Annotated in this window: 22 protein-coding genes and 3 pseudogenes; 3 read left to right on the top strand and 22 right to left on the bottom strand. The window is 44.3% G+C overall.

Going from position 1 to position 26,901, the window contains the following annotated elements:
* Window positions 1-3: 3 nt before the first annotated feature.
* From DW896_RS11600 to DW896_RS11590, 3 genes are all read right to left on the bottom strand, one after another.
* Window positions 4-735, bottom strand: coding sequence for a DUF4271 domain-containing protein (locus DW896_RS11600; RefSeq protein ID WP_009037548.1), 732 nt, complete (start codon window positions 733-735; stop codon window positions 4-6).
* On the bottom strand, window positions 732-1,322 hold the full coding sequence (locus DW896_RS11595) for a TIGR00730 family Rossman fold protein (RefSeq protein WP_009037547.1): 591 nt from the start codon (window positions 1,320-1,322) through the stop codon (window positions 732-734). The genes DW896_RS11600 and DW896_RS11595 overlap by 4 nt, the downstream gene beginning before the upstream one ends.
* A gap of 70 nt (window positions 1,323-1,392) precedes the next feature.
* Window positions 1,393-1,581, bottom strand: a complete 189-nt coding sequence (locus tag DW896_RS11590; RefSeq protein ID WP_009037546.1) for a hypothetical protein — start codon at window positions 1,579-1,581, stop codon at window positions 1,393-1,395.
* Window positions 1,582-1,729: 148 nt separating this feature from the next.
* Here DW896_RS11590 and DW896_RS11585 point away from each other — a divergent pair, with 148 nt between their 5' ends.
* Window positions 1,730-2,128 carry a DUF2809 domain-containing protein gene (locus DW896_RS11585; protein ID WP_009037545.1) on the top strand — a complete coding sequence of 133 codons (399 nt, stop codon included), beginning with the start codon at window positions 1,730-1,732 and terminating at the stop codon, window positions 2,126-2,128.
* Between the two features lie 327 nt (window positions 2,129-2,455).
* On the opposite strand, the gene DW896_RS11580 is transcribed toward DW896_RS11585, so the two are convergent.
* The 19 genes and pseudogenes from DW896_RS11580 to DW896_RS11500 all read right to left on the bottom strand — a co-directional run bounded on the left by DW896_RS11580 (window position 2,456) and on the right by DW896_RS11500 (window position 23,810).
* A complete protein-coding gene (locus tag DW896_RS11580) occupies window positions 2,456-2,728 on the bottom strand; it encodes a hypothetical protein (RefSeq protein ID WP_009037544.1) in 273 nt (90 codons plus the stop codon).
* Window positions 2,729-2,731: 3 nt separating this feature from the next.
* Window positions 2,732-3,112: a hypothetical protein gene (locus DW896_RS21710; RefSeq protein WP_227741090.1), complete on the bottom strand. Its 381-nt coding sequence runs from the start codon at window positions 3,110-3,112 to the stop codon at window positions 2,732-2,734.
* The gene (locus DW896_RS21705; protein WP_243634350.1) at window positions 3,054-4,235 is read right to left on the bottom strand and encodes an RHS repeat-associated core domain-containing protein; all 1,182 of its coding nucleotides are present in this window, start codon (window positions 4,233-4,235) and stop codon (window positions 3,054-3,056) included. The genes DW896_RS21710 and DW896_RS21705 overlap by 59 nt, the downstream gene beginning before the upstream one ends.
* A 654-nt stretch (window positions 4,236-4,889) precedes the next feature.
* Window positions 4,890-5,297, bottom strand: a complete 408-nt coding sequence (locus DW896_RS11570; RefSeq protein ID WP_051642902.1) for an NTF2 fold immunity protein — start codon at window positions 5,295-5,297, stop codon at window positions 4,890-4,892.
* 12 nt (window positions 5,298-5,309) lie between these two features.
* Window positions 5,310-7,148 (bottom strand): annotated as a pseudogene (locus tag DW896_RS11565) (RHS repeat-associated core domain-containing protein); the annotation flags it as partial.
* Between the two features lie 115 nt (window positions 7,149-7,263).
* Window positions 7,264-7,716, bottom strand: a complete 453-nt coding sequence (locus DW896_RS11560; protein WP_035447390.1) for a hypothetical protein — start codon at window positions 7,714-7,716, stop codon at window positions 7,264-7,266.
* 595 nt (window positions 7,717-8,311) lie between these two features.
* Window positions 8,312-9,538: pseudogene (locus tag DW896_RS11555) on the bottom strand (RHS repeat-associated core domain-containing protein); the annotation flags it as partial.
* A gap of 95 nt (window positions 9,539-9,633) precedes the next feature.
* Window positions 9,634-10,164 (bottom strand): hypothetical protein, encoded by a 531-nt coding sequence (locus tag DW896_RS11550; protein ID WP_118931273.1) that lies wholly within the window; start codon window positions 10,162-10,164, stop codon window positions 9,634-9,636.
* Window positions 10,130-12,154 (bottom strand): RHS repeat-associated core domain-containing protein, encoded by a 2,025-nt coding sequence (locus DW896_RS11545; RefSeq protein ID WP_371413385.1) that lies wholly within the window; start codon window positions 12,152-12,154, stop codon window positions 10,130-10,132. Before DW896_RS11545 ends, DW896_RS11550 begins: the two co-directional genes overlap by 35 nt.
* A gap of 251 nt (window positions 12,155-12,405) precedes the next feature.
* On the bottom strand, window positions 12,406-12,615 hold the full coding sequence (locus DW896_RS11540; protein ID WP_035447395.1) for a hypothetical protein: 210 nt from the start codon (window positions 12,613-12,615) through the stop codon (window positions 12,406-12,408).
* Window positions 12,596-13,927, bottom strand: a pseudogene (locus DW896_RS21695) (RHS repeat domain-containing protein); the annotation flags it as partial. The gene DW896_RS11540 and the pseudogene DW896_RS21695, both read right to left, overlap by 20 nt.
* A 227-nt stretch (window positions 13,928-14,154) precedes the next feature.
* Entirely contained in the window at window positions 14,155-14,463 is a 309-nt protein-coding gene (locus DW896_RS11530; protein ID WP_035447399.1) for a hypothetical protein, read from the bottom strand.
* 2 nt (window positions 14,464-14,465) lie between these two features.
* Window positions 14,466-20,837 carry an RHS repeat domain-containing protein gene (locus tag DW896_RS11525; RefSeq protein WP_133302552.1) on the bottom strand — a complete coding sequence of 2,124 codons (6,372 nt, stop codon included), beginning with the start codon at window positions 20,835-20,837 and terminating at the stop codon, window positions 14,466-14,468.
* Between the two features lie 91 nt (window positions 20,838-20,928).
* Entirely contained in the window at window positions 20,929-21,030 is a 102-nt protein-coding gene (locus DW896_RS21480) for a smalltalk protein (RefSeq protein WP_005825315.1), read from the bottom strand.
* A 26-nt stretch (window positions 21,031-21,056) separates the two neighbouring features.
* A complete protein-coding gene (locus DW896_RS11520; RefSeq protein WP_035447402.1) occupies window positions 21,057-21,497 on the bottom strand; it encodes an N-acetylmuramoyl-L-alanine amidase in 441 nt (146 codons plus the stop codon).
* A gap of 162 nt (window positions 21,498-21,659) precedes the next feature.
* Window positions 21,660-22,154 carry an HU family DNA-binding protein gene (locus tag DW896_RS11515; RefSeq protein WP_035447405.1) on the bottom strand — a complete coding sequence of 165 codons (495 nt, stop codon included), beginning with the start codon at window positions 22,152-22,154 and terminating at the stop codon, window positions 21,660-21,662.
* 186 nt (window positions 22,155-22,340) lie between these two features.
* Complete coding sequence (locus DW896_RS11510; RefSeq protein WP_117945602.1) at window positions 22,341-23,204, bottom strand: DUF4373 domain-containing protein; 864 nt, start codon at window positions 23,202-23,204, stop codon at window positions 22,341-22,343.
* A 47-nt stretch (window positions 23,205-23,251) separates the two neighbouring features.
* On the bottom strand, window positions 23,252-23,566 hold the full coding sequence (locus tag DW896_RS11505; protein ID WP_008662326.1) for a hypothetical protein: 315 nt from the start codon (window positions 23,564-23,566) through the stop codon (window positions 23,252-23,254).
* Window positions 23,567-23,666: 100 nt separating this feature from the next.
* Window positions 23,667-23,810, bottom strand: coding sequence for a hypothetical protein (locus DW896_RS11500; protein ID WP_225982629.1), 144 nt, complete (start codon window positions 23,808-23,810; stop codon window positions 23,667-23,669).
* A gap of 180 nt (window positions 23,811-23,990) precedes the next feature.
* On the opposite strand from DW896_RS11500, the gene DW896_RS11495 reads away from it, so the two are divergent.
* Window positions 23,991-24,713, top strand: coding sequence for a helix-turn-helix domain-containing protein (locus DW896_RS11495; RefSeq protein WP_005825301.1), 723 nt, complete (start codon window positions 23,991-23,993; stop codon window positions 24,711-24,713).
* Between the two features lie 155 nt (window positions 24,714-24,868).
* Window positions 24,869-26,815, top strand: coding sequence for an ATP-binding protein (locus DW896_RS11490; protein WP_034525440.1), 1,947 nt, complete (start codon window positions 24,869-24,871; stop codon window positions 26,813-26,815).
* The last annotated feature ends 86 nt before the right edge of the window (window positions 26,816-26,901 follow it).

Genomic DNA, 26,901 nt, shown 5'->3' with positions numbered 1-26,901 from the left:
GTCCTAAAATTTTATTATCAAATAACTGTTTAGCTGCATCACACCTTGATATAACACAAAACAAGGCATGATTTCAAGGGCACAAAAGTACACAATTAAAAGCAAACCGCCATATAAATTGTTACAAAAAAGCTTTAACCACTTGTATAACATCAATATTTTAGCAAAAAAGGCTAAAATCAATCCGATTATTATCGTCAGCTGCAAACTCAAATCAAAATAGACTACGAACAGGGCAAACGGGAAAAGGGCGAATCCCAAGTAATAAAGTAGCGTAGAATAGGACTCAAGCCATAGCGTTGTAACACTTTCGTCAAAAAAAATCCAACCCAGAAAAGAGTAGAGCATCCACTTCAAGCACAAATAGAAGAGACACACACCGATGTAAATCCCCAGCAGAAGCCCCGGCGACACATGACGTACCAGTTCCGGCTGTATATCATTGAAGTAGTTGAAGATACAGACGCCTGCTAGGATGCAGGTCTGCAGGATGAGCAGCAGCAAATAGCGCATATCGGCGGCTGTGGAAGTGGCAAATATGCTGGTACGTTCGCGATGAAGCAGGAAATCCTTCACCAGTTGCAGCAGGAACTTGCGGCTGCGTGACAAGACATAGGCCGACAGAAAGAAACAGCACAAAAGGACCACGGTGATGCCATCGTCCATTCTCGGAGAATATGGAATAGGAATCCCCTCCGTCCCCACTACTGCCCAAGCCATCAACAGCCCTATCATATTGCAGCGAATTTACGGATGGAGGCGTCCCACAAGGGAGTGGTATATATCAGTTCCACGGCTTCCTGCGGTGTCTGCGCCACATGCCAGATGGCACCGTGCTGCGTACGCATGAAGTTTTCGTCCACCGCCTGCCGGAGCATATCGAGCAGAGGGTCGAAATAGTTCTTGACATTCAGTATCACAATCGGGTTCAGATACAGTCCGAGTTGCTTCCAAGTGATGATTTCCAGCAGTTCTTCCAGGGTGCCGCAACCACCGGGCAGGGCAATGATGGCATTGCTCAAGTCGGCCATTGTCTTTTTCCGTTCGTGCATGCTTTCCACTTCCACGAGTTGGGTAAGTCCGGTGTGATGCCATCCCTGCTCCACCATGAAGCGGGGAATGACGCCCGTCACCTCTCCCCCTGCCCGGAGTGCCGCATCGGACACAGCGGACATCAGTCCCATATTTCCCGCACCATTAATCAGGCGAATTTGCCGCTGCCCCAGCAAAGCGCCCAGCTCACGGGCTGCATCGAAATAAACGGAATCTATCTTTGTGCTCGAAGCACAATATACGCATACGGAATTTATCTTGTTCATCATCTTGCCACACCCTTTTTTAGGTATCGCCACAAAGGTACATGATTTCGGGGAGATTTGAAACAAGAGAGTCTTATTTCCAAAGTTCTTCCGGATTTGTGGTGCGGACGCTGTTCTCGAACAGCCATTGGGTGCCACCGCTCCGAACGGTAAATCCGACGGGAATAGGTGCAAGTCTCCGGTCACCCGGCAAGGGGTCGCCTGTTTCATCGTCCATGCGGCTCAGTTCATGCATGCTGTACCAATAGTTATTTTTGGCCATATACGTGTCATAGTATTGCCCTTCATTTGCTTTTCTGTTTATAGCCTTACACAGACCGTTCGATAGGAAAAAATACGAAAAAGCTCTTCCTTCTCACTCATATCTGTCAATTTTCCATAAATTTGCAATGGACCTAAAACATCATGATGTGAAATACAAACGTTGGATTTACTTAACCGTCACTTTCGTCATCATATTGGCAGGACTTGCTTCCCGGAAGTATGGCAATGCATTGCCTAAATTTATTGCAGAGTATATTGGCGATACACTTTGGGCAGCTATGGTTTATTGGGGATTACGCTTTCTCTTCCCTTCGGCATCCATACTCAAAGTGACCGCAATCTCCTTACTGTTTTCTTATTGCATAGAAATCAGCCAATTATACCAGGTCGATTGGGCGAATGCCATACGAAACACCACGCTCGGAGCATTGGTCTTCGGGCATGGATTTTTATGGTCGGATATGATATGTTATACTGTCGGGGTAATGTTATCTGCCACCGTAGATTCTTGCGCTTCCTTTTCTTCTTCGGATGAAGCAGTATAAAAACAAGACGCGGACAAAGGAACACAGATTCTATGCAAGCCGCTATTATCCCCGCCAAAAGCATTCGTAGGACACATTTCACGAGGCTACACCTTTTACTCCGGATGGCTACACCCTTTCTATGCGATGGTATAGCCATCTGCAAAAAAGGGTGTAGCCCGGCACGGAGGATAGTTACAACATTAGAAATGGTATGACTGTTATATGACAAAAAAATATCCTAACATGCAAGATATGGGATATCTGATGTTAGGATAACGATAAAAATAGTCAATTCATATCAAGGCAAGACGGCCTAATTATCAATACAAAAGAGACTGCGTTTGTTTATGATAAACTGCATTTTTCTTTTGAAGATTTACGGCTATTGACAAGAGAAGCTACTAAATAAAAGATATTAATGATTACATAGCATAGAAAAAACTTCCACACTTTAATCGTTTCTTTTAGCCACTCCTCAACCCATAAGATATCAATCTTATCCCCACATCGATTTTCAATCTCATATTTATAACTAATTTCACAATTAATAATTGCGTATATAATTAATAATGAAAGAATTATTGATGTGGCAACAAACACAATTCTAAGCCATTTCATAATCTATCTTGTTTTATAAACTACACCTCCTGGTTTGGATATTCTCACTAAATGATTCTGCATTGATATTGGAAGAACAAATCTGTTGACAATAGGAATAGTAGTCCATGTTCCCAAATTACTTGTTTGTTGTAGCCTTGTCCCTTTCAGAGCATTTGACCCACTTTTATTCAACACGTCATATACCATTGTTGTACAATTATTACTTGTCAGCTTATATTCATCAATAATACGAGCAGAAGAACTGTTATAATAATCACTTTTAGGATTATCTGGCATTGTAGTTGACATATTAAACTTTTCGTCTAAAATATTAGCAACTTTTTCATCTGCCACATCTGTTACTACAAATACAGACATTCCACCAGCTGCTTTTTTTGTCATTGTAAGCTTTTGCTTCATCCCCCATTAACTTTAAAAGAACACCGGAACCATTTCCTAAAGAATTAGAGCTTCTATCTGGCCCTTTATTAGTTCCATTGTATCGTCCGTAGCTATAAACAGTCATATTAGATCCTTCACCAACACTAATCCATGTGTGACCAAAGGACTGAGTTTCAGTGCAAATTCTAATACTATCTCCATTCACATCAATATTAACAACCGGACTATTCGCCCCGTACTGATACGGAGACATCGAATAATACTTCTCGGCAAATCTGTCATTAGTCGTAAACCTTCCTAACGCCGTATCATAATGTCTCGCCCCATAATCATACCAATTCAAACCCTTCTTATTGTCAAACTCCTTGCCGTTATACTTGTAAGGCTGGGTATTGCCTGTAGTGCCAAAAACACCGCCGAAAGGATAGTAATGATTCGTCTCCTCTACAGTACCTGACTGGTTGATTACTACACGGTTGTTGCCTTGATGGTCCTTCAGATAGTAATGATACTGCTGGGTACCGGCCAGGTTGATGTAACCCTCTTCTGTGAGTAACAACTTCTGAGTACCGTTTTCATAGATCACATTACCGCAATAGTCAGTCGTTGTGGTTGTACTGCCTATCTTATGGACTGTTCTCAGTTTCGTGCCGTCAGCACCATAAGTATAGGTAATCGTGCTACCATCACTGAACGATACCGTACTCGGCAAATTTAATACATTATATTGAATATCGGTAATTCCCTTATTCAAATCTTTCGTTAAATTACCATTGACATCGTAGGCATACTCCCCTGCGGCGCTTGCACCGTTCACAAAGGCAGTGTTTGTACCGTATGCAGCGGTACTCACCGCATCCTCCACACAGCTCAACTGATTACCGGTCAATGTGTAAGTCAGGTTATCAAGCAGGCCGTAGGCACTGGCACCAGTCTGGCCATAACGTTGCAAACTCTTGATGTTACCGTTCTTGTCATAACCCGTAACGTTCTCTGAGAAGCGATTCGCATTTGTGCTGATACTTGCTGTCTCGCCATAGGTAGCGTTCAGCATCCGGTCAAGACCGTCATAAGTGAATTTGTAACCACGGACTGTACTTTCGTTCCCGGACTTCCAGGTCATGCTGCTGATGCTGCCGTTGTACTTCGCAGTACCCACACCCGTGTTGTAGTACAGGTTCTGCGTGAAGCGTGTGCCGCTGATTCCCGTCAGCCAGCTACGCAGGTTGTAGGTATAAGTCAGCTTGTTGGTGCTCGTACCGTGATACTGCTTGGTCAGTAAACGACCGAAGTTGTCATAAGTCGCATCGTACAGAGTAATCGCAGTACTGCCAAGACTATGCTGCACTTTGCTTATTCTGTCCGCATGGTCGTAGGTATAGGTATATACTTCCGTGCGCGTGGTCTTTCCGCTGGCAGTATGTGTATGTGTCACACCAGACGGCTTGTTGGAGAAAGTATAAACCGTACTTGTGATGTCGTAACCACTGAGCAAGTTGTTCTGCACAAGCACGGTAGGACTGGAAGAAGGATTCCCCCCTGCAGGGTCAGCCGTCCCAGACTGTCGTACAAATAATACATATAGGAAATGTTATCCAGATAGGAAGTGCCCGTGCTGTTAAGCATCCGGAGAGTACGGATGTAGTCCTGCATGACCTACATCATTTGATAGACCTAAAAAACTATCCTAACATACAAGATATAGCATATCTGATGTTAGGATAGTAATTAAATAAATCTCATTGAAAAAAGGCAACTTATATTAGAGTAATATTTTTTATTTAGTATGCAAAAGCTTTATAATCTCACCATTACTTTTTCTTATTTCCACATAAGATTGTCCACAGAAAGTCAGCGCACTATCATTTCCATTAGGAATATGCCCTTCTATTACCCATATTCCATTTACCAAGTTAACAGAAAAAGGTTTTTCTTTCTCTATACTTTCCTTTCCATAAATTTCCAATAGTACGCATTCCGCTATCTTTACTGCAATATCCGCTGTAGGTATAAATCCCTCTGCAGGAACATAGCTTTTCATATCAGTATAAAAATCTGTTGAGAGACTATCATTCATTACATACTCAATCTGTTGAGATGATTGTTGATCTTCTCCGACCTTCGATGTACTGTTTGTACATGACATCGCAAATAGCATTAAAGCAAAAAAATAAGTCCTATACATATTGCTATCTTTTTAAAATACCCAATGAATATGTTCTCTCTGGCTAACAGGAATGTTTAAATCTGGCTTTTGTAGCAATTCTTTCATTCTTTGTTTACCCTTTTCAGCAGGAATATCTTTCGGATTAATATTATTCTTTCGTTTAGGATCTTTGGGATCACTAGGAAGATCACTAGTCACTATTGATGTTTTCTTACTATAAGGATTATATTCTAACAAATCGCCACTCGGCGTAGCCAAATAACCATTTTCTTTTGTTTTCTCAATATATTTTATATCAGCTTTTGAGAATTTATTATTTATATGCTCTGCGTCCGCGTCTCCATGCGAATGAATCGATCCTACAAATCTCTCACCGTTAGGAGGTAAGCTTATAGATACGCTGTGCTCTCCTTCATTGGCTGCACTATAAGAATATCCCTTTAGCTTTCCCTTTTGCTTAACTTCATAAATAGAAGAGCCCATTTCACGTTTACGTATAATAGATGCACCATTATAATACATACCCCAATCTTTAGCTGCTGCTCTTTTAGTCTTAAACAGATCACCAGGAGCATATTCCATACCATTTGGGTCTATGAACTTTACCGGATTATCGGCACAATAAGTATACGGACTCATCGAATAATATTTCTCTGCCAACGGGTCATTCGTCGTAAACCTTCCCAACGCAGCATCATAATGTCTCGCCCCATAATCATACCAGTTCAAACCCTGCTTCGTATCAAGCTCCTTACCGTTATACTTGTAAGGCTGGGTATTGCCTGTAGTGCCAAACACACCACCGAAAGGGTAGTAATGGTTCGTTTCCTCCACAGTACCAGACTGGTTGATCACTACACGGTTGTTACCCTGATGATCTTTCAAGTAGTAATGATACTGCTGGGTACCGGTCAGGTTGATGTAACCCTCTTCTGTGAGTAACAACTTCTGAGTACCGTTTTCATAGATCACATTACCGCAATAGTCAGTCGTTGTGGTTGTACTGCCTATCTTATGGACTGTTCTCAGTTTCGTGCCGTCAGCACCATAAGTATAGGTAATCGTGCTACCATCACTGAACGATACCGTACTCGGCAAATTTAATACATTATATTGAATATCGGTAATTCCCTTATTCAAATCTTTCGTTAAATTACCATTGACATCGTAGGCATACTCCCCTGCAGCGCTTGCACCGTTCACAAAGGCAGTGTTTGTACCGTATGCCGCGGTACTCACGGCATCCTCCACACGGCTCAACTGATTGCCGTTCAGGGTGAAAGTCAGATTATCAAGCAGGCCGTAGGCACTGGCACCAGTCTGGCCATAACGCTGCAATCCCTTGATATTGCCGTTCTTGTCATACCCCGTAACGTTCTCCGAAAAGCGGTTGGCGTTCGTGCTGATGCCTGCTGTCTCGCCATAAGTAGCATTCAGCAGACGGTCCAGTCCGTCATAAGTGGACTTGTAGCCGCGGACGGTGCTTGCCGTTCCTGCCTTCCACGTCATGCTGCTGATGCTGCCGTTATACTTGGCAGGCCCGTTGCCGGTGTTATAATACAGATTCTGCGTGAACTTCGTTCCGCTGATGCCCGTCAGCCAGCCGCGTACATTATAGGCGTAAGCCTGCCTGTCCGCGTCGGAGCCGTGCAGCGACTTCGATTGCAGACGACCAAGGTTATCATAAGCATAGGCAGCAAGCGTCACCTTCGCCCCTCCCAATGTATGCTCCACCTTGGAGAGCCTGTCTGCATGGTCATAGCTGTAAGTGTATGCTTCCGTCCGGCTGTCCTTCCCGCTTGCCGTGTGCGTATGCGTCACCGTGGCAGGCTTGTCCGTAAAGGTATAGACCGTGGATGTCACGTCGTACCGGTAACGGAAAGCGTACCGCTCCAAGTCAGCATGCTCCTATATGAAATTCCCTGCTTACATCCAACATAAGCAGGGAATTGTTTAGATTATAGAATCAGAGATTCTTAATATATCAATATTCGAGCCAAAAATAATCAGGTGTACGTAAAGTATCCCACAACAAAATACCACCGTTGGAGCTACATGAAATTACAATATTGGGAATATTATCAATCCGGTATCGGAACGTACTATCTATGACCCTTTTTCCACAATATAATACCGTATCCAGAGATGTGACACGTATCTTTATTTTTAAACTATCATATCCGCTTTTATCGAAACGGGTGATTTCCATTCCAAGCCAATCTTCATGGTAGTCCAATATTTGGTCATCCGTCTTGTTCACATACAGTCCATTAAAAACAAGGCTGTCATTCACCCAACATTGGATATAATCTTTACCGGTACGCTCCTTAAAACCAGTACCTACTCGAATCATGAAATCATTCTCTGAGTCCAAATGACCAATGCACGCCACCAGCATGGCAAGTATGATTATAAAAATAAATATACGTGTCTTCATATTACTGCCTTCTTTTAAGTTTTTGCCTCCAGTTAGGAATATGCCTATTCAACTTGTTATGGATATAATTATCTCGGACTGTTTGTATCTGAGAACGGTTTAACTGAGTTGCTTTAAGATAATCTCCATCAAAATCTTGAATAACTTTTTTCTGTGTCATCAAGTTTTCCACATTCATTGTATGCCCCAATCCTCCTGAATGACCAAGTTCGTGAGCAAAAGTCCGGTTATCATCATTGTTCAACATATTAGAAACCGCTTTCGTTCCTATTTTCACATCCAGACTATTTTTATAAGTCTCAGCCATAACTACACTTTTATCCGTTTTTGTCAACATATCTTGATCAACAATCTGCAAAACGTGTTCAGTGTCCTTTATATCATCCACCGAGTTGACAGTTCTCAATTGCATATCCATAGTCGAAACAAAGTCATCACCTGAAATCGTATATGCGGCATTCACTTGCTCTACTATTTGTCCAGCCAAAGTCTTTATATCAAGCTCCTTATTATTAGAATTATTTATCAAAGCCGCTCTTACCGTAATTTTATATTCTATCTTATCCGTTTCACGATTATAATGGGTTTGCACGCGCCAATCATTTCCATCCGGATCAATGCGACCGACAGGCTCATTTCCACAATAGACATAAGGAGATACTTTAAAATGTTTGTCATATAAAGCATCAACCGTTATAAACCTTCCCAACACCGCATCATAATGCCTCGCCCCATAATCATACCAATTCAAACCCTTCTTCGTATCAAGCTCCTTACCGTTGTACTTGTAAGGCTGAACATTGCCTGCACTTGCAAATACCCCGCCGAAAGGATAGTAATGGCTCGTCTCTTCTACCGTGCCGCTCTGGCTGATGACTACCCGGTTATTCCCCTGATGGTCTTTCAAGTAGTAGTGATACTTGCTGTCGCTCAAAGTAATATAACCCTCTTCGGTAAGAAGCAGCTTCTGGACTCCGTTTTCATAGATCACATTGCCGCAATAGTCAGTCGTTGTGGTTGTACTGCCTATCTTATGGACTGTTCTCAGCTTTGTGCCGTCGGCTCCATAAGTATAGGTGATGGTACTTCCGTCACTGAACGTTACTGCATTCGGCAAATTTAAGAAATTATATGTAATGCCGCTAATACCTTTGTTTAAATCTTTAGTTAAATTGCCGTTGGCATCATAAGAGTACTCATCGGCGGCATTGGCACCGTTTTTGAACTCGAAGCCGCCATTGTAGGTGGAAGCCGCTACCGCATCATCCACGCGGTTCAACTGATTGCCGTTCAAGGTGAGAGTCAGGTTGTCTATCATGCCGTAGGCGGTTGAAGAGAGTTGCCCGTAACGCTGCAATCCCTTGATGTTACCGTTTTTGTCGTAGCCCGTCACGTTCTCACTGAAACGGTTCGCGTTCGTGCTGATACCTGCTGTTTCGCCATAGGTGGCATTCAGCATCCGGTCCAGTCCGTCGTAGGTGAACTTGTAGCCGCGGACGGTGCTTTCATTCCCGGACTTCCAGGTCATGCTGCTGATGCTGCCGTTGTAGCGGGCGGTACCCACACCCGTATTGTAGTACAGGTTCTGGGTGAAGCGCGTACTTGTGATGCCCGTCAGCCAGCTGCGGAGGTTATAGGCATACGTCAGCTTGTTCGCCGCAGAGCCGTGCAGGGACTTGGTACTCAGACGGCCGAAACTATCGTACGTATAGTCTGCCAGAGTTATTTTGGTTCCTCCCAAAGTATGCTCCACCTTGCTCACCCTGTCAGCATAGTCGTAGCTGTAAGTGTATACTTCCTCTCTTGTAGTCTTTCCGGAAGCGGGAAGTAAATAAAAAACTATCCTAACATGCAAGATATAGTAATATCTGATGTTAGGATAGCAATTAAATAGATTATTTCAAGAATATAAAATACTTATTTATTTAAGATATACAAAACTCCAGTTTCGCAATCTGTATTAAGATAAACTCCATGATGAAATAACAAATAAATCAAATATTTTTCTTCTGGATATGACAAACCAACAGAAAGTACACCTTTCTCATTAAAAAGCAAAGAAATAAGATTTTCTACTTTTCCTTTATAAATTGAATCTATGTATGGCTGTGGAGTTACCATACAGTCCATTTCCTTTAGTGAACAAAATGTAATGCTGTCTATACCCAATGTCTGTTCTAATAAAATTGGAAAAAGTTCATATCGATATTTCTTATTAGCTACCCCATCATTCAGAAATAGGTACATATCTCCTTCTCTTGGAACTATCGAATATACACTATCTTTGTATTCTATATTCATTGCAACAAAAGGACTTTGCCAAGTAGAATCAACAAACATATCTTCATACCTCTCACTTGTTTTATGTACACACATTACAAATAAGAGATTAATACCCAACATAAGGATAATCTTATTCCAACAGTTTTTGGGGTATTTTCCTTCCACGATATTCCGTTCTTTTTGCATCTCCTGTTCTTTTTCTAATTTTATTCTCAGTATTAATAGCACGAATTTCTCTCATGGGTATTCCATTTCCTATATTTTCATAAGACATAATACCTTTATCTACATCCGACGAATGCTGTAACTCATGGCTTAAACCAATTCTTGGTGTCCGATGATTTCCATTAATATCCGTTTTAACATCAGGGTCATAATTTATAATGCTTCCTTGCGGAATGTCTTTTTTAGCTTTTTCTCTATCAAATCCTGAAGAATTAGACTTTCCTCGTTTAGTCCTTGTTATTGAATGAACATTCTTACTTTTCTCCAGTTCAATAATCATCTCACCAATTTCCTTATCATCCTTCTTAAGTTGCTGCAAATCTGCTTTCACGTCCTTTTGATACTTGGTATCAAATCCAAAAAATATTCTCACATTATCTATCAAGCCATTAGGATTAGGATTTACAACAATTGTATCTCCATTCACATCTATGTTATTCACCGGATTATTCGCCCCATACTGATACGGAGACATCGAATAATACTTCTCGGCAAATCTGTCATTCGTCGTAAACCTTCCCAGCGCCGCATCATAATGCCTTGCCCCGTAGTCATACCAGTTCAACCCTTTCTTTGAGTCAAGCTCCTTACCGTTGTACTTGTAAGGCTGAACATTACTTGTACTTGCAAACGCCCCGCCGAAGGGATAGTAATGGTTCGTCTCTTCTACCGTACCGCTCTGGCTGATGACTACCCGGTTATTCCCTTGATGGTCTTTCAAGTAATAGTGATACTTGCTGTCGCTCAAAGTAACATAACCCTCTTCGGTAAGAAGCAGCTTCTGGACTCCGTTTTCATAGACCACGTTTCCGCAGTAATCGGTAGTGGTGGTAGTACTGCCTATCTTATGGACTGTTCTCAGCTTTGTGCCGTCGGCTCCATAAGTGTAGGTGATGGTACTTCCGTCACTGAAAGTCACCACATTCGGCAAATTTAAGAAATTATATGTAATGCCGCTAATACCTTTGTTCAAATCTTTAGTTAAATTGCCGTTGGCATCATAAGAGTACTCATCGGCAGCATTGGCACCGTTTTTGAACTCGAAGCCGCCATTGTAGGCGGAAGCCGTCACGGCATCATCCACACGGTTCAACTGATTGCCGTTCAAGGTGAGAGTCAGGTTGTCTATCATGCCGTAGGCGGCTGAAGAGAGTTGCCCGTAACGCTGCAATCCCTTGATGTTACCGTTCTTGTCATACCCCGTCACGTTCTCACTGAAACGGTTCGCGTTCGTGCTGATACCTGCTGTCTCGCCGTAGGTGGCATTCAGCATGCGGTCCAGTCCGTCGTAGGTGAACTTGTAACCGCGGACGGTGCTTTCATTCCCGGACTTCCAGGTCATGCTGCTGATGCTGCCGTTGTAGCGGGCGGTACCCACACCCGTATTGTAGTACAGGTTCTGGGTGAAGCGCGTACTTGTGATGCCCGTCAGCCAGCTGCGGAGGTTATAGGCATACGTCAGCTTGTTCGCCGCAGAGCCGTGCAGGGACTTGGTACTCAGACGGCCGAAACTATCGTACGTATAGTCTGCCAGAGTTATTTTGGTTCCTCCCAAAGTATGCTCCACCTTGCTTACACGGTCTGCATGGTCATAGCTATAGGTATAGACTTCCGTACGTGTGGACTTGCCGCTTGCGGTATGGCTATGCGTCACCGTGGCGGGCTGTCCCGTAAAGGTATAGACCGTATTAGTCACGTCATAACCGCCCAAAAGATTGTTCTGTACGACTTTAGTTACACGCCCCTTGACGTCATAGTAATAGCCTTTGTAAATTTTAGTACTGCTGCCGGATACAGTCACCGCGCTTCCTGTCAGGGAGCCTTTACTGTAGCCCGAAGTGTCGTTCGTGAACTGGCTCGTCGGGAAACCCGTACCGCCCAGTTCTGCACATGCACCACCTGATCGGAAGAAACCGTCTTGTTCGTGCACTCCCCCTGTTGCGTCAGCCGTCCACCGTTGTCATACACATACTCCGCGAGCTGCGCATCCGGAAGCTTCTTCCAAGTGCAGAGATTACGGTGGTCGTCATACACACAATAGGTATCCTACGTCTCGCTGATAGAATAACAAAAACTATCCTAACATACAAGATATGGAATATCTGATGTTAGGATAGTAATTAGATAGATTGGTTTTTAATCAACCTATATCAGAGGAAGACAGTAGTTCGTTACGACGAATTAACCTAAAGCATCAGGCTCTAATAAATCTGGATGTAGTATTACTGATTTATCTAATGCTCTAACAAAATGAGATTTATGGGAATATAATACTTGATACTCCTCACTCTTCTCATTTGCCCAAACTTTCAAAACTACAGCCGCTTCTAAGGGTAAACTCTTCCCGCAGAAACAGCAAACAACCATTTCTTTATTTAATATTCCATCCATAATTTTTCGCTATTCTATTAATAGATTTTTGAGACCAATTTCCCATTGTTGTTATTATACCTTTCCTCCCTTCTACAACAGCATTAAATCTACCGGGAGTAATTTCATGAAGATAAACTGTAGCTCCATCAGCCTGAGTAAAAGCCTTTCCTACAGACTTTGTTACTCTTACTTCATTCACAGAAAGTACCCCTCCTCTCGTTGCCGTTGTTCCAGCAATCCGTTGCACTCCGTGAGCAGTTGATTGTATTGCATTTTGAGTACCTCTTCCTGCCACCTTTCCTACAGCCCATCCTATTGCCTTCCCCAACAACATACCGCCAAACTCTCCGGCACCAAAGCCAAAGGCAGCTTCGCCTATAGGTCGCGCAATAGCATCTATAGAACGACTGTTCAGAGAATTGAAAAGGGCAGACTTAGAGTCTTCAGATAAAGGACTGGTTTTACCTAAGAACTGATTCTGAAGTTTACCGCAGGAAGCTATCAAGTCAAAAGCATTAACAGCCTGATTGGCTAAGATACCTCCATTCTGATAGAAGTTCAGATAGTTGTCATTACCTAACGCAATAGAGGCAGATGAACCGATATTAGTATAGCCTTTTAAGGCTTCACTGCCTTCCTGCCAACGTAAATTCCCTTGTTTATCTTCATACCAGTCAGCTCCTGTTGGGTCTATTCTGCTGATAGGGCTGTTACCACAATAAGCATAGAGACTTGTTTTGAAGTAGTTTTCAGCAGAAGGGTCCACCGTCTCAAACCTCCCCAACGCCGCATCATAATGCCGTGCCCCGTAGTCATACCAGTTCAGCCCTTTCTTCGAGTCATACTCCTTGCCGTTGTACTTGTAAGGCTGAACATTACCTGCACTTGCAAATGTACCGCCGAAAGGATAGTAATGGCTCGTCTCTTCTACCGTGCCGCTCTGGCTGATGACTACCCGGTTATTCCCCTGATGGTCTTTCAAGTAGTAGTGATACTTGCTGTCGCTCAAAGTAATATAACCCTCTTCGGTAAGAAGCAGCTTCTGGACTCCGTTTTCATAGATCACATTGCCGCAATAGTCAGTCGTTGTGGTTGTACTGCCTATCTTATGGACTGTTCTCAGCTTTGTGCCATCGGCTCCATAAATATAGGTGATAGTACTTCCGTCACTGAACGTTACTGTATTTGGCAAATTTAAACAATTATATGATATACCGGTAATATTCTTGTTTAAATCTTTAGTTAAATTGCCGTTGGCATCGTAGGTGTACTCGTTCGCCTGCTTCATGCTGTCCTTGAACTCGAAGCTGTTATTGTAGACGAAAGCTGTCGCGTTCTCGCGGAAACGGTTAGTGTCTGTACCAATGATTGTAGTATTATCATAGGCGGCGTTAACATTTGCTTTAAAGCTCATTGAATAAATTTTGCCATTGGGCCTTCATTACTCCACTTGGCAAGTTAGACTGCTAATATTTCTATTATAGTGGGTACCCTATAAAAAGAAACAGCGGATGTTTCCACCCGCTGTAATAGAATTGTTATAAAAATATTATTCAATTATTTGTTTTTTATTTTTAATATAAAATAGAATAAGAGCATAATAAAAACCTCAGATAATACACCTGGTAAATATAGAAACCCTATCATTATATCAAAATTAAAACGCCAAAATATAAAGAAAATAGTAGAAAGAGAGACAACAAGTATCAATTGCAGGCAACAATATAATAATGTCGTTTTAAGATTAAGCCTCAAATTCAATAATAATAATAAGAAGAACAAAACCGTTCCTAAAACAAACGTTATTGATCCTACAAATAATTCAACTGAAAATAAATCTCCTAATGATATACTTTGACTTTCCATATCTATTCAATTTTAACTTGTCTCTTTTTAGGATCATAATTTAGTGACTTAAAATTATCTTGATACTCTTTAACTATACTATTGGGCCTTGGATCTATAATTACTGGTGCCTTATCTTTTACAGATGGGTCTTGTTTCAAAACATCAGCCGCAAAAGTTCCACAATTATTATTCCTTAATGAATACTCTTTCCTCTTTGAATTAGCATTCTCCGCTATTTTTGATTCTGCATAGTTTTTCATTTCTTTAAACTTATCACTTTCAATATATGCTCCTTCTATTCTTCCGGCATGTCCCGCTTGTTCAGATATTATTGATAAAGTTTTATTCAATGATTCCAATGTAGGCTTTTTATCTTGTCCTATTTTTACATTTGGAACAGCGAATGTTCTGACAACTCCTTTACCCTCTTTGTCATATCTGCCATATTCATAATATTTAGTCACTCCTGTTTTATTATCAATCAATAATACTCCAGCATGACCTAAATTCCCAATTTTACCAATAGGAGTTGATATTTTATAATCAGGGAAGGCAATATAAATACCATCCTTCCCGTTAGGGTCTATACAATTTATAGGATTACTATAACAATAAGTATACAAACTTTCTGAATAATACTTCTCTGCCAACGGATCCACCGTCATAAACCGTCCCAACACTGCATCATAATGCCGTGCCCCGTAATCATACCAGTTCAAGCCTTTCTTCGTGTCATATTCCTTGCTATTGTACTTGTAAGGCTGAGTGCTTGTTGATGAAGCGAATACTCCTCCAAACAGATAGTAATGGTTTGTCTCCTCTACCGCTCCGCTCTGGTTTATGACTACACGGTTGTTCCCCTGATGGTCCTTCAAGTAATAGTAATACTTGTTGTCGCTCAAAGTAATATAGCCCTCTTCGGTAATCAGAAGCTTCTGGGCTCCGTTTTCATAGACCACATTCCCGCAATAGTCCGTTGTGGTGGTAGCGCCACCTATCTTATGAACCGTTCTTAGCTTTGTGCCGTCGGCTGCATAAACATAGGTAATCGTACTTCCGTCGCTGAACGTTACTGCACTTGGCAAATTTAAACAATTATATTGAATATCGGTGATTCCCTTGTTCAAATCTTTGGTTAAATTGCCGTTCGCATCGTAGGTGTACTCTCCGACCTGCTTCACGCCGTCCTTGAACTCGAAGCCTCCACCGTAAGCAGAAGCCATCACGGCATCGTCCACACGGCTCAACTGATTGCCGTTCAAGGTAAAAGTCAGGTTGTCTATCAGGCCGTAGGCACTGGCACCAGTCTGGCCGTAACGTTGCAAACTCTTGATGTTACCGTTCTTGTCATAACCCGTAACGTTCTCCGAGAAGCGGTTCGCATTCGTGCTGATACTTGCTGTCTCTCCATAGGTAGCGTTCAGTACTCTGTCAAGACCGTCGTAAGTGAATTTGTAACCACGGACTGTACTTTCGTTCCCGGACTTCCAAGTCATGCTGCTGATGCTGCCGTTGTACTTCGCAGTACCCACACCCGTGTTGTAGTACAGGTTCTGTGTGAAGCATGTACCGCTGATGCCCGTCAGCCAGCTGCGCAGGTTGTAGGCATAAGTCAGCTTGTTGGTGCTCGTACCGTGATACTGCTTGGTCAGCAAACGGCCGAAGTTGTCATAAGTGGCATCGTACAGAGTGATTGAAGTGCCGCCAAGACTATGCCGCACTTTGCTTATTCTGTCCGCATGGTCGTAGGTATAGGTATATACTTCCGTGCGCGTGGTCTTTCCGCTGGCAGTATGTGTATGTGTCACAGTGTTCGGCTTGCCGGTAAAAGTATAAACAGTGTTCGTCGTATCATAACCCTCCAGCAAATTGCCTTGAACCGTTTTTGTGATGCGTCCCTCAAAGTCATAATAATTAGCCGAATAAAGTTTTGTACTGCTGCCAAGAACAGTAATCACACTACCGGTGACATATCCTTTGGCATCGATTGTTGCCGCAGGAAAGCCGGCATTATCGAAACCGGTCAGACTACGGAAGGCATAGTCGTCATAATAGTTTACTCTATGGACTTCGGGCGACACCAAGGCAAAGCTTGATGTATATCCACTGTTACCCAAACCGCTGTTGCTATTCACCCGTGTACATGATACAATAACATTCGAAACTGCAGCCGTATTCGTATTGGAACAAACGCCCTGCACTGCCAGACGATGGAACTTATCATACAGATAGAAACTCCACTGCTTAGAGGCATACTGCTTGCCATCCTGGGAAAAGATCATATTGTCTGCCTCATCGTACACATAGCTCACGGCAGAAGCACCTGGAAGCTTTTTCCAATTACAACGGTTACGGTTGTCATATTTGTACTGGAAAGCATATTGATCCAGGTTTGACACACTCTGATACATCGGTTGTAATACGAAGCAAAGGTTATCCAAATCGTTATACACATAATAAGTATCATGCTGCTCGCTACCCTGCATCTGGCGTTCCAGCAATATATGGCCTTGTTTGTCTGTGAAAGTATAAGAAACATGTTGGTCTTCGTCAATACGTTTCACCACGCGCAACTGTCCGGCTGCATAAGTACCGTTGTTGACAAGTGCCCCAGACGAACTTACCGAATAGTTAATGCAATTCACATCGGAAGAATTAGCCAGATAATCCATAGTTACAGGTTTTGATGCCCATGCCGCTCCCGGAGAGTATCGCTTCAGAATGCGGTCTAATGGGGAAACACTGTAAACAGGCTTGCTGTAGGGACGGGAATCACTTGAATAGTTGCCCGGAGCCGCACTTTTGATAGCCGAAGGAGACATATAAACAGAGGAGGAAACAATTGGGAGCCAACTCTCCGAACGACGTCCTGCGCCATCATATTCTTGTAACGATATCAAATTACTTCCGGTGGGAGTAATTCCCTTTTGTACCTTCTGGAAGAGACGCCCCAAACCGTCATAATAATCATAACTTGCCATATACTTGCTACCTGCTGCTGCAGTCATAGCATGAGTGCGAACGTAATTCTGCGAAGTGCCGTCAGGAGACCACTGATAGAAGTACGAGGCAATAGGATTTTGGTTATGATCCTGCACATCAGATAAACCACCCAAAGCATTATAGAGATAGAAATCCTTAAAACCAGTTGCTTTTCTTATCTCCTTCAGCCCATAAGAAGGATTGTGAAGCCAGGTTGTGACCTCGCATTCCGGGAAGGACGTTTTCAGTGCATAGAGGGCCGTCGTATTGGGTGAACCGGCAGAACACAAAGCATCCAAACCTGTTGTTCCGAGCCGAGACACTACTTCCGCATAAGTGATACCTTTGAGACGGGCAATCGGCAAAGAATATTTATAGCCCCACAAATAGACCACAGACATGTTGTCGGGAGTAGTAACTTCCACCGGATTCCATTTACTATCATACCTATAAGAAACAGTTCTTTTCTCAGGATACAAACTACTATATTCTTCACTGGACTGCAAGGTGAATTTAGAAAAGACGTCCCCGTACGTATTATTCAGATACAGCGTCGCTCCTCCCGATGTTCGTTGGTAGTTCTGTACAGCATCAAGCACGTTATTAGCCTTGAATTCATCTTTGTAGGAAGAAACATCCGCTGCATAAGCATAGCTTTCCATTACATAGCCCGAACGGCTGGTACTTGTGCGGCAAGTAGCTATCTGGTTACGACTGTTGTAGGTATACAGTTTTTCCTGCGTCACCGGTACACCATGGGCATATTCCGTCGAAACTTCCCGTTTTAACCGTATATCATAGGTAAGATGCGGATATAAAGTTATCTCAAAACGTCCGTGATAAGCCAATGGATTTCTAAAGCTCACCGTCTGTCCTCCGATGTTTTCATTATAGGTGATACTGCCGGAATAGCAATTAACCGGACCCACATAGTTGTCCCTTACACGGATGTTGGTCAATTCTTGCCACTTGTTTGCAATCTCATATTCATAGGTGTCTTCCCATACCAAGATATTACCGGCATCATAGATGCTCTTTTTCAGTAGTCGCCCATTATAGTTGGCAGGCATATAAGCCAAGGTAGCATCATAATCCTGGCCGGCTATGTTACTGAATACGAGTTCCTCTCTCCCCGCATCCAGAAAATCGCGCTGCTTGACGACACGGCTGTAACCTACAGGATTGGCATTGGGCGCAGAAGCTGGTGGAGTTTGCGCCTGAGCATAAAAACGGCGGAAAGTGTGGTAACTGGTAGAAGGGCGTATCACTCCTTCAGGAGTTGTGGTATAGCTTCCGCGCCGGACATTAAAATCATCATAGGACTTGACTGAGAACATCAGAATGCCAGAGGTCTTGTGATTCTCGCTTTCATACAAGTAACCGGTACGTTCCAACACTTCACCTGTATTATTCTTTTTAGTAATGGTCTTGATTCTCACTCCTCCGCCAACTTTCTGCAATGTGTCTTTGTTTACTGCAGTTCCACCGCCTCTATAGGTCAAAGTAGCAGAACTGGCATTGCGGGTAGAATAACCTTGATTGGTAACTGCAGAACTCAATGTACTTGTCAGGACATAATCTCCCGCTTCCAATGTGAACGACTCGTTGACATGATACACATGCCCACTGGTATTTTGTGAAGTCACTTTGTACGATTTAATGACACTTCCTCCGGCACCGAGTTTCCGCAAAGTGGTTCCGGAGCCGATGACTTGATTGACTTCATAATCGGGAAAATTGACTTGAGCATCCACCGTCACTACCTGCGTGGTGGGCAGAGTGAAAGTAGCGGAAGGCGTCACTATCAGGTCGTTGTTGTTGACAGTATTGACACCTTTGACTTGTGCGTCATACTTATTCAAATCCTCTGCAGAAATGAAACGATTGTCTCCTACAAAAGTGTGAGGTTCAAACTCAAACTCCACACTGCCGCCCGTAGGATATGTGATTTTCTTCAGCATATTGGCCGTAATATACTCCCGGCTACAATTTCTGACAGCGGTAGAACCGGATAAAGGAACATTCGTCAAACCTTCCAGGGAGGGAATCAATGTATGAACACGGTTTGTAAGCGTGGAAGTATTCTGCTGTCCATTGTAATATCCCCAATAGTCTATGGCAAAAGAAGTCTTATAAGGCAAGTTCACAGCTTCATTATAAGTGAATGTATGCTTTTCACCCTGCGAAGTGCCATTTTTTCGAAGTACAGAAAGCAGTTTCAGACGTTTACGAAGTACGCTGGTGGGTATGGTAGACGACGACCCATAATCGTCCGATGACAAGTAATTACCGCCGACTGATTGTTCGGGACAAATGAAGTAATCATAATTGAACTGGTAAAAATACACATCCTTCCCGTCCAACTTACTCTTTATTTTCATGTTTGTCAGTTTTCCGGTAGTTCCCGGATAGCGGTCTTCACGACTTCCCATCTCGAAAATCACTTCTTCCGTATCGGTTTCTATCTTGCTTAAATAGCAAGTCTGTGAAATGCCGGCAGTAAAGTCCCGTTTTATATAGTCATTGTCCGGAGGAGTACCTACGGTATAATACTCCGACATAACAGGCACCGAATAGCAACTGGCGGTAACATAGGTTAGAGTGATAGTATGTCCCGTCACATCCGTCATACTTGTCAGCATATAAGTCAAGGGAGCATTGGAAGTTACAAATGCATAAGGCCTGAAGGCATAAGATGTGCCTGCTTCATCTGTAATGATCACTTTTTCAGCACTATGCCACACTTTGCAATTCATCCTGGAACCGATAATGACAGGAGTCTGATTTTTGGGGTGCAAGAAGTATTTGAATGATCTTCCTCCGGGCAATGCAACTTCAAATATATCTCTTTCACCTTGCCCTATAAGGCCTTCATTAATAATTCCATTGGTCGTATTACTCGTATTGGGGTCGAACATTAAATTTCCCCACAAATTCATCAGTTCCTCGGTACCCGAACGGTAGTTCAACGTATCAGCACTCTGTACTTTCCAGTGATATTTTATTTTCTCCCATTCAGCCCAAGTAGCAAATGTACCGGAGGTCGCGTCTACCTTGCCCACAGCATTAAGGTTGACGCACCCTCCTGCCAAAAGATTCCAACCAAGACCTACCCACGTAGCTTCTTGAGCCACCTTGACTCCGCTCGCATGATAAGACAACGTAATGGGTAGTTCTATACGCCCACATTTAAGGGTATATAGCGGTATAGAGATATCAGGCGTTCCTGTGTATTCACTTACAGGAATGTTTCCATACAATTGCATACCTGCCGCTTCGGGAATAGCAGGTACATAATCATTTATCCGCAGAAGATGATTATTCATATCTCCACCGTCCTGTGCACGTACCGACTGCGTTGTACCACATAACATAAGAAGAGCTAACAATACTTTTATTCTATTTTTCATATTCAATGAAATTTATATATTTCTTAAATAAGTGCGCCTGAAGTAGGTATTTCGGCTTCCGGCACACTTTTTTAGTTTTGTAATACTGTTTTTACAGTGGCATCGCCTGCACGCCCAGCACACTGGCTATGGTGGCAATGATGGTACCCACAATTTTCAAGATATCTTTCCAGGTTTCTTTGCTTATTTTCATAATTCCATGTTTTAAAGATGATTGTTCTAAAATTCTTTACTTACCTCGAAGCACGGACACTGCTTCACCCACTCCCACGGCTCCACCTTCCCGTCACCGTCCAAATCGGGACTGAGGTCGCGGTGGCCGCATACACGGGCGTTCCGGAACTGTTGTAGCAGCTGGTACACCAGCAGGTGCAGGGCCGAACGCTGCTCCGGCGTACGGGTATCCTTCGGATTTCCCCGGGCATCCAGCCCGCCTTCGTAGCAGATACCTATCGAATACTTGTTGTGACCGCGGCAATGCGCACCGGGCAGTTCCAGGGAACGGGTTCCGAGCACGGTACCGTCTCTCCGGATATAGTAGTGGTAGCCCGTCGTGCGGAAGCCGCGACGGCGGTGCTCGGACTCTAAAGCCTCGGGAGTGAGCACATGGCCCTCCCGCGTGGCGCTGCAATGCACCACGATGTAGTTGATTTTTCGCATGAATAAGTAGTGAGTAGTTAGTAGTTGGTAGTTAGTAGTGATTTACGATTTGACGATTTACAATTGAGATTACTCTTCGTATCACAAATGCCTGCATAGGTACGATTATTCAGCAGTACGAATTTCAATCGTAAATCGTAAATCGTCTAATCGTAAATCCCCTTATCCCAGCGGATTATTTCCCTGGTCTCCGTCGCTGCCGCCATCACTGCCACCGCCGTCGTTGCCGCCCGAACCTGCCGTGTCCTGAAGGTCGAAGCGCACGCACTTCACCCCGGTCACCAGCGAACGGGTAGACACCGTATGGTCCAGATTACGCTTGGAAGTGGGCAGAAAACGCACTCGTAGCGTGGACTGGGTAGCCGATACCTTCAGAGGGTCTTCCACACCGTTCATGGTGGACTTCATCGTAAGGCGGAAAGTACCCAGACCGTCCAGCGTCACGCTCTCGGAAGACTGCAGGTGGCGAGTCATCACGGTCACCAGGTTGTCGATGACATTCTTCGAGTCACCCGTAGAGAGGGAAGACAATTCCGCAATCTCCTTGGCCACCTGCTCGGTGTCCACATTCCCCGTCAGCACCACGCGGGGATAGAAAAGCTTCTTGCCCTCTTTGTTGGCAAGAACCGACTGAAATGATTTGTAAATTACTGGCATAGTAGTTTTGTTTTAAAAATTAATAGTTTGTCTTGAAATTCAAGGATTCGTTTTTTTCAAATGAAACAGCATTGTTTTATTTTTGTGTATTAAGCTTAACCACATTGCAAAGATAACGCTATCCGGAAAAGTGTGCAAATTAAAAAAACCGTTTTTCTTCATGAATTTATTCACAAATCGAAAACTTTACTTACAGCACAGGCTCAGCAGGTATCGCCCCGGTTGCCGTATCTTGCCATGACTCTCGCGCAAGGCATAGAAGCCCTTCCACAAAGGGTGGCCGATAGCACCGAAATTACTTTTGAGGATAATGGCATACTGCTCTTGCGGAGGAATATGGAACTGCTTCAGATTGAAAAGCAACCCGTCCAGGTTGCGGTCCGTGCCATCCTGCGGCGGTTGCAGTTGCTCTATTTTCCGAAGATATTCCCCCTCCGCGGATGGCACATCCGCGCCCTCAGTGCCCCCGGTTCCGGGGGAACTATGGAGGAGGGGATTTTCTTTGCTGTGTTGTGATGTGCTATGCTCTGCTGTGCTATATGTACCCGATGTCGCATTTTCGGGCTTAAATGCTGCACTTTCGGCAGCGGACGGCACGCTTCCATTGGCAGACGGCACTCTCCCGGCGGCAGTCGGCGCGGCATCGTCATCGCTCTGAGAATCATCCACCAGACAATAACGTGTGTCTATGGCGGAAGATTTCCGGCGCTTGGTACTGAACAGATACTGCCGCTGTATCTCAGCAGAAGTCAAGATGGCGTATTTGCCGAAAAGGGCGGCATTGAAAATGCCGTACTCCACAGCCAGGGCAAGAATGCGCTTCACGTCGGCAGCCGTCTTTTCATAGAGGCAGGCGGAAAGGTCTTCGTAGAAAAGCTCGTCGGCACACACGTAATAGCCTTCGTCGGCATAAATGCAGGAGAGGGCGCCCAGCAGAATGGCAAAGGAGCCGTCACCCTCACGTTTCATGATGCGGCGCACCAGACGGTCGTGCATGAAGTCTGTGTTCAAGGGGAAATAGTCAAGTCCCCGTTTTTTGATTCTGGACATGGTTTGATGATTAGGGGTTAGTGATTAGGGGGAGAGAGCGGCTTGTATCATTCTATATCACCTGCTTCGCATAGGCGTTTCCGCTTGCGGAGCACGCTTTCGCGCACTACCTTCAAAGCATTCAGAATAAGATACATACGAAGGGTACAGTCCGAAATTTCAGTGATGACCGGATAACGGAGGGGATTGCTTGCTGGAAGTGAGCGACGGTAGCGGGCGTTGCTCATCGCCCTACGGCATTCCTTGCAATAATTGTCGGGGGCAAGCGTACGCTTGTCTACATAAAAAGAATCAACGGGCAGTTCTCTGTGGCAACATCCACAGAAACGAACATTTTTTTCAATAATCTGTTCCATAACCATTTTTTGTTAAGAATTAGTACAATAATATTTTTTCGGCACGCCCCTGCCAAAGATGCTTGTAGGGGCTGTTTGCTGGAAGTATATATCCAGCGTATTCTATCTATACATCCAGCGCGTTGCATCTATACTTCCAACGCACCTCATCTATACATCCGGCAAGGCGGATGCCCATTTTTTCAAATTCGTAAGTATTTTTGCTAAATTCGGATGCTTCCGGATAAAAGACCAGATGTGTATTTTCCATAAATCCCTCCCTTTTATTTGCATTTATAAAACATGATATGTATTTTTGTCCCAACAAAGATAATGCTGTTTTCATTTACAAAACAAACAAATCGGGAATTAAATTCTTAAATAAGACGTAAGACAGTATAAATGAGGAGATAATAGTTTCTGAATAATTTACACGTAAAAACTGAAGAATATGGCGAATGACAAAGACCCGGTATTTTGTGCGGCAGACATCATAAAACGTGCCAAACTGGCGAAAGAATTCAAGACAGACAGCGAACTTGCCGCCTTTCTGGGTATATCACGCTCCACACTGAGCAACTGGAACGCCCGCAACAGCATCGACTTCCCCCTGCTGCTGGGCAGCCTGGACGACGTGGACTACAACTGGCTGCTGACGGGAAAGGGCTCGCCTGCACATCATTCAAAATTCTGTGACAATGACTTGGTACAAGGTGAAGTGGAAATACTTCACACACCGAAAACAGCCGACCCTATGGACGACCGTAGCGTGACCCTCTATGACATCTCTGCCGCCGCCAACCTGAAGACACTGCTGGCTGACCGCCCGCAGTACGCCTTGGGGCGGATTGTAATTCCCAATATCCCTGTGTGCGACGGTGCCGTCTACGTCTCGGGCGACTCGATGTATCCCATCCTCAAGTCCGGTGACATCGTAGGCTTTAAGTCCATCCGCGACTTCACCGACGTCATCTACGGTGAAATGTATCTCGTCTCCTTCGAACGGGGCGGCGACGAATACCTGGCAGTGAAATACGTCAACCACTCGGAACGGCCGGACTGCATCCGTCTGGTGAGCTACAACAACCACCACGACCCCATGGACCTGCCGCTGGCGGCAGTCAATGCAATGGCCATCGTGAAGTTCTCGATAAGGAAGAATATGATGATGTAGAGGGCGGCATTATCACCGGAAATTTCGTAAGAAAGCTCCTGGCAAGGACTATTTAACAAGCAAACAGAGAAATTATACAAAAAAAGCTTGTAATTTATTCTTTTATCTTATTTTTGCGATGCCATAGGCATAATAATAAGTATCCGGAAAAAAACATGCTTATTCCATCCAATAGAACAAAGAGGGAGTGCATTCTTTCAAGGTTATGTTTTCTAGTGCTTTCAGTATGGGTGTTCCTACCTTCCGCAGCACAGAACAATCCCTACAAGATAGACGATGCACTCTACCCCATCTACCAGCGGGCTTCCAAGCAGGCACGCCAGCAGGAGGGGTTGCTGGTGGCCGACACTTTGTATCAACAGGCTCTGAAGCTCGGTGACAAAAAAGCACAATGCCTGGCATACATCATCCCCCTGCAGTTCTATATATCCCAAAAAGATGATAGCAAAATAGAAAAGGCATCCACTGACCTGAAAGAGATTTCACGTGCCAATAACTATCTGCAATATTATTATCACGCTTGGAGCAGCGAAATCATCTACTTCCTGAACCAACAACGCTCATTGCTCGCCTTGCAGAAAGCGGAAAAAATGAAAAAGCAAGCTTTTGCCGACAGATACCCTTACGGTATCTTCAGCTGTATCCGAACCATGGGCCATATCTACAAATCACGCGGAAACTTCGACCTCTCCGCCCAATACTATCAGGAAGCCTTGGACTATATGCTGAAGAATATGCCCGACCAAGATCCCAGCCAACTATACTCAAGCCTTGCCGAATATTACCGTAACACCCAAAAAGATTACGCCACCGCACTGGACTATTGCGAAAAAGCCTTGAAGAGCGCCAAAACAGAACGGAACATAGCCCAAGCCATGATAGAGAAATGCCTGGTACTATTCCGGCAGGGACGTATAGATGAATTCAACGACTGCTATAAAGAAGCCGTACAAATGGCGGACCGTTGCAAGCTCTCTGCCAGCGTTTCCCTACTGATAGCCCACATCAGCAAGAACATACTGGACAAACAGTATGAGCAGGCCCATGCCCACGCTGACCAATTGTCCGAGAAAGGCTTGCAACAACATGCCTACATTTACGAATGCGCCAAAGACTATCCCAATGCCATCAAATATCTGAAAAAATACCACCAGCAGTTGGATTCGACGAACAATCTCCTGCAACTGTCGGACATCGCCGAACTGAACACCCAGATAGGCGCCGAACGTCTGAAAATGGAAAACATACAGGCCACCTCGCGCTACCGCATCACTCTTTTCAGCATTGTCACCGGCTTTTTGCTGTTATCCCTGCTTTTCCTGATGCTCTACCTCCACCGCAAACGTAAAGTCAACCTCGAACTATGCCACAAGAACGAGGAACTTTCCGAAGCGCGCGACCAAGCCGAAGCAGCCAACAAGGCAAAGAGCATCTTCCTGCAGAACATGAGTCACGAAATACGGACACCGCTCAACTCTATCGTGGGCTTCTCACAACTCATCACTTCCCCCGACGCGAACCTTTCCCAAGAGGAAAGGCAGGATTTCTGCCATCTCATACAGCACAATTCCGACCTCCTCCTTACACTGGTGGGGGACATCCTCAGCGCAGCCGAGTTGGAAAGCAACAGATACACCATGAAGATAGCGCCGCACAGTTGCAACAAGCTCTGCCGGGAAGCCATAACCACCGTTGAACACCGCAAGCCCGAAGGCGTGAAGCTCTACTACACCTCCGAAGTGGACGACTGCTACGAACTGAGCACCGACGGGCAACGTGTGTGCCAGATACTCATCAACTTCCTTACCAATGCAGAGAAACACACCACACAAGGCGAAATCCGCCTGCACTGCTCCCTCACAGAGCATCCCGGATACGTCACCTTCTCCGTCACCGATACCGGTACCGGCATTCCCCCGGAATACTCGGAAACCATCTTCGAACGCTTTGAAAAGGCCGACAACTTCGGGCAAGGCACCGGTCTGGGACTCAATATCTGCCGCCTCATCGCCGAACGGCTGAAAGGGAAAGTGCTGCTGGACAAGGAGTACAAGGAGGGGGCAAGGTTCGTGTTTGTACTGCCGGTGAAAAAATCCATTTGAAGAGCAAGACCAAAACAACAAAGGCTGCCTCTTCTGCATCCTCCGAAACATCGGTATCTGCAGAAGGGCAGCCTTCTATATAAATA

The organism is Bacteroides sp. AM41-16, from assembly GCF_003603495.1.
In the GTDB taxonomy this organism is placed as follows: domain Bacteria; phylum Bacteroidota; class Bacteroidia; order Bacteroidales; family Bacteroidaceae; genus Bacteroides; species Bacteroides uniformis.
Note: the sequence above shows the minus strand (reverse complement) of the source record. Positions and strands in the feature narration are given on the sequence as shown.